The organism is Burkholderiales bacterium, from assembly GCA_035560005.1.
In the GTDB taxonomy this organism is placed as follows: domain Bacteria; phylum Pseudomonadota; class Gammaproteobacteria; order Burkholderiales; family Eutrophovitaceae; genus DASRFY01.
Map to the genome: position 1 here is coordinate 1 of DATMAN010000083.1, position 4716 is coordinate 4716.

General features: G+C 67.3%; 4 protein-coding genes and 1 pseudogene. All 5 read left to right on the forward strand.

Translation table 11 applies throughout. The annotated features are described in order from the left end of the window. Positions 1-99: 99 nt before the first annotated feature. The 5 genes and pseudogenes from VNM24_12340 (at position 100) to VNM24_12360 (ending at position 4579) form a co-directional block, all read left to right on the forward strand. Positions 100-666: pseudogene (locus tag VNM24_12340) on the forward strand (tripartite tricarboxylate transporter substrate-binding protein). Between the two features lie 31 nt (positions 667-697). Next, complete coding sequence (locus tag VNM24_12345) at positions 698-1972, forward strand: aromatic ring-hydroxylating dioxygenase subunit alpha (protein HWQ39374.1); 1275 nt, start codon at positions 698-700, stop codon at positions 1970-1972. A 22-nt stretch (positions 1973-1994) separates the two neighbouring features. Further along, positions 1995-2966: a tripartite tricarboxylate transporter substrate binding protein gene (locus VNM24_12350; protein HWQ39375.1), complete on the forward strand. Its 972-nt coding sequence runs from the start codon at positions 1995-1997 to the stop codon at positions 2964-2966. Positions 2967-2973: 7 nt separating this feature from the next. Further along, positions 2974-3699, forward strand: a complete 726-nt coding sequence (gene pcaG, locus VNM24_12355; protein HWQ39376.1) for a protocatechuate 3,4-dioxygenase subunit alpha — start codon at positions 2974-2976, stop codon at positions 3697-3699. A gap of 4 nt (positions 3700-3703) precedes the next feature. Beyond that, positions 3704-4579 carry an amidohydrolase family protein gene (locus VNM24_12360; protein HWQ39377.1) on the forward strand — a complete coding sequence of 292 codons (876 nt, stop codon included), beginning with the start codon at positions 3704-3706 and terminating at the stop codon, positions 4577-4579. Positions 4580-4716 lie beyond the last annotated feature (137 nt).

Here is a 4716-nt window from a genome sequence, read left to right on the forward strand (position 1 = left end):
AAGAAAGCGCTCGCGGCGCGTGGTCTTTCCCTTCGCACTCCAGGCCGCCGAGGCAAAAGTCATCTGTTTCATCTTCTTCCTCCCGTGAATCGCACCAAGATGCTCTCACCTCAGACACGATTCACGGGGACTTGTTCAGAGATTCCCTACGGCACGCCCGGCGTCGGCACGGTGCACCACTTGGCGAGGGAGTTCTTCCAGGGGCCGGCGAAGATCGAGCTGCTCCACGTGCCGCACTTGAACACGGGCGCGGCCGTCACTAGCCTCCTCTCGCACACGGTCAATGCCATGTTCGTGCCCATCCCGCTCGCGCGGCCGCAACTGCGCAACCCGCGGCTGACCGTGCTGGCCGTCGGCAGCGCACAGCGATCGTCGAGTGTGCCCGAGATCCCGACGCACGCCGAGTAAGGGCTGCCCGGCGCGGAGGTGGATATCTGGTACGCCATGCTCGCCCCGGCCGGATTGCCCGACGCGTTGCAGGCCAGCCTGAACGGCACGGTAGCGGAGATCCTCGGCGAGCCGGAGACGCGCGCCGGCCTGGAAAAGCAGGGCCTCGAGGTCCAGCCCTCGACCCCGGCCGAGCTACTGCGTCTCATGGAGCGCGAATCCGCCAAGTGGCGGGAAGTGGTCAAGCGCGCTAGCATCAAGGCCAGCGGCACGAAGTGATGCGAACCAACCAACGACCGAGCCTCATGCCATGATGACACCCGAGATGATCGAATGCCTGGTCCGCGTAGGGCCCGGCACTCCCATGGGCAATTTGATGCGGCGCTACTGGGTTCCGGCGCTGCTCTCGCGCGAGATCCCCGAGCCCGACTGCCCGCCGGTGCGCGTCAAGCTGCTTGGCGAGCGGCTGCTCGCCTTCCGCGACAGCGAGGGACGCCCCGGCCTAGTGGACGAGTTCTGCGCGCATCGCCGCGCGTCGCTCTTCCTCGGACGCAACGAGGAAGGCGGCATCCGCTGCTCCTACCACGGCTGGAAGTACGACATCCACGGCAACTGCGTCGAGCTGCCCTCGGCGCCGCAGATCGCGTGCAAGGTGAAGCTCAAGGCCTACCCCTGCATTGAGCGCGGCGACATCGTCTGGGCCTACATGGGACCGCCGGGGAAGCGCCCGGAGCCGCCCGAGCTCGAATGGGCCCTGGTGCCGCCCGAGCAGCGCTATGTCTCCAAGCGGATCCAGGAGTGCGGCTGGCTGCAGTCCATGGAAGGCGGCATCGACACGACGCACGCTTCCTGGGTGCACCGCTATGAACTCGACACCGACCCGATGCACAAGCACGCGCCGGCAAACAAGTACATCAAGGCCGACCGCAACGCGGTGTTCGACATCGTCGAGGCCGAGCACGGGCTCACCATCTTCGGGCGCCGCAACGGCGAGGACGACTCCTATTACTACCGCATCACGCAGTGGATCTTCCCCTGGTTCACGCTGATCCCGCCCTTCGGGCCGCACGCGCTCGGCGGGCACATGTGGATTCCCAGGGACGACGAGAGCTGCTGGACCTGGAACATCAACTTCTTCCCCGACAAGCCGCTGCCGCCGGAAGAGCTCGAGGCGATGAAGCGCGGCGAAGGCATCCACGCGAAGCTCATCCCGGGCACCTTCCGGCCGGTCGCGAACAGGAACAACGACTGGCTAATCGACCGGCAGGCGCAGCGCGAGGGGCGGTTGTACAGCGGCGTGCAGGGCTTCGGCATGCAGGACTCGTCGCTGCAGGAGAGCATGGGCCCGATCCAGGATTACGAGAAGGAGTTCCTGGTGCCGACCGACAAGGCGATCGTCATGACGCGGCGCGCGCTCTACCGCGCTGCGCGCGATCTGGAAAAGGGCGTCGAGCCGCCGGCGCTCAGCGCGAAGAGCCAGCGAGTGCGCGCGGCCTCGATACTGCTAAACCGCAAGGAGAAGGCCACCGAGTGGGCGAAAGCGGCGCTGCAGGACAGCCTGTCGAAGCCCGTGTACACGGTTTGATCGAGCACGTAAGGAGACGCAGATGAGATTCAAAGCGCAATTGCTGCTGTCGACGGTCCTCGTGCTCGCGCTTGCCGCGCCGGCGGCCGCGCAGGAATGGAAACCCTCGGGGACGGTACGTCTGATCGTCCCCGTCCAGGGGGGCACGGTGGACCTGCTCGCGCGCCTGGTCGCGCCCCGGCTGCAGAAGGAATTCGGGCAGCCGGTGATCGTGGAGAACAAGCCGGGCGCGGGCGGCAACATCGGCACCGACCTCGTGGCGAAGGCGCAGCCCGACGGGCAGACCATCCTCGTCGGCTACACCGCCCCGATCACCGTCAACGTCACGCTGTTCGACCACCTTCCCTACGATCCGCAGAAGGACCTGGCGCCGATCACGCTCGCCGTCACCACGCCGCAGTTCCTGACCATCCATCCGTCCCTGCCGGTCAACACGGTGGCGGAGTTCGTGGAATACGCGAAGGCCCGGCCGGGCAAGCTGAGCTACGGCTCCATCTCGATCGGCAGCGCCTCGCACCTGACGATGGAGATGTTCAAGAGCGCCGCTGGGCTGGACATCGTGAACATCCCCTTCAAGGGCGCCGCGCCAACGGTGACCGCCCTGCTGGCGGGCAACGTGCAGGCGGCGTTCTTCGTTCCCGGCAACGTGCTGCCTCACCTCAAGGACGGGAGGCTGAAAGTGCTGGCGGTGAGCGGGAGAACGCGCTTTCCCGCGACGCCCGAGGTGCCGACGCTCATTGAGTCCGGCTACAAGGACTTCGAGGCCATCGCCTGGATCGGCTTCCTCGCGCCGGGCGGCACGCCGCGCAACATCATCGATCGCTACAACCGGATCCTCGCCGACGAGCTGAAGCAGCCGGACGTGCGCCAGCGCCTGACCAGCATCCAGTTCGAGGTCGTGGCGAGCACGCCCGAGGCCTTCGCCGAGTACATCCGCTGGGAAACGCCGCGCTGGGCTGCGGTGATCCGCAAGACCGGCGCCAAAGCAAACTGAGGGTGATATGTCCGCGAACCCGAAACCGACTCCACCAAACCTTCCCCATCCTTCGGTCTTCCTCGACGCCAAGCGCCTCGAGCTGATCAAGGGCTACCGCGTGCATGAGCAGCGAACGCCGGCCAAGCCGGTGCGCGTGGTGACGCCTTCGCAGACCATTGGGCCATTCTTCAATTTGGGCCTGATTCGGGAGGGGGATGACGATCTGGCGTGCAAGGTCCCGGGCGGCGCGCGAGCGCAGGGGACACCGATCGTCGTGACCGGCCGAGTAACGGACGAGGAGGGCAGGCCGGTGCGAAAGGCCTTGATTGAGGTCTGGCAGGCGAACCGCTGGGGCAAGTATGACCACCCCGACGACAGGACCGACGCGCCGCTTGACCCGAACTTCAAGGGTTGGGGACGCATGCTTACGGACGCGGAAGGTCGTTACCGGTTTCGCTCGATCAAGCCGGGCGCCTATCCGAACCCCGGCTACGACAACTGGCTCCGGCCGCCGCACATCCACTACTCGATCTTCGCCGCCGGGGTGATGCAGCGCCTGATCACACAGCTCTACTTCCCCGGCGAAGAGCTGAACGACATCGATCCGATCCTGAACGGCATCGAGAACCTCGACGAGCGCGCCGCCCTGATCGCGCGGCGCGCTGGCGACGAGCCCGACGGCGCGCAGCACTACGTCTTCGACATCGTCCTGCGCGGGCCGTCGGAGACGCCCTTCTTCGTCGACATGTAGCGCGATGGACCCGCGCGCCTGCCTCGGGCCGCGGCCGCCCGCCTCGCCGCGCCGCAAGCCGCCGCCCGGCGCCTGGGACACGCATTTCCACGTGCTCGGGCCGCAGGCGCGCTTCCCGTATTCTCCGACCCGCAAATACACCCCGCCCGATGCTCCGCTGGAAGCGTGCCTGCGCTTGCACAGGACGCTTGGCATCGACTACGGTCTCGTGGTTCACGCCAATACGCACGGCTTCGACAACCGCGTCGACCTCGACGCGGTGGCGCGCGCGCAGGGCCGCTACTTCGCCGTGGTGCGGCTCGACGGGCGCTGCACCGCCGAGCGCGCGGCCGAGCTGCACGCGGCGGGCGCGCGCGGCGTGCGCTTCGCCTTCAATCCCGAGCACGGCGGCAGCCTGGACAAGGCGGTGTTCGAGCGCGTGCTCGAGGCGGTGGCGCCGCTCGGCTGGTTCGTCGAGCTGCACTTCGAGGCCGACGCGTTGCCCGGGCTCGAGAGCTGGCTGAAGGCGATTCCCGCCGTGGTGGTGATCGACCACATCGGCCGCGTCGACGCCGGCCGCGGCGTCGACCAGGAGCCTTTCCGCATCCTGCGCGCCCTGATTAGGCGCCAGAATTTCTGGGTCAAGCTGAGCGGCATCGACCGCATCTCGCGCCGGCCCTTCCCTTACGACGACGTCGCGCCCTTTGCCGCCGCGCTGGTGGAGATCGCCGCGGACCGCCTGATCTGGGGCAGCGACTGGCCGCACACCGGCGTGTTCGACCCGGCGCGCATGCCCGACGACGCGTCGCTGCTCGACGCGCTGGCCGGCCTCGTTCCCGACGACGAGATCCGCCGGCGCATCCTCGTCGACAACCCGCGCCGCCTGCTCCGCCTCACCTAGGGAAGCTCTGCACAAGTGACCGAGACGATCCGTTCCGTCGCGATCATGCGCAGAAACCGGGTTGGAAAGTGCCTTCGCACTTCGGATTGGGCCTTCGCGGCACCGTTTCGGTGCCCCGAAGGCAGCCTTTTGTCTTC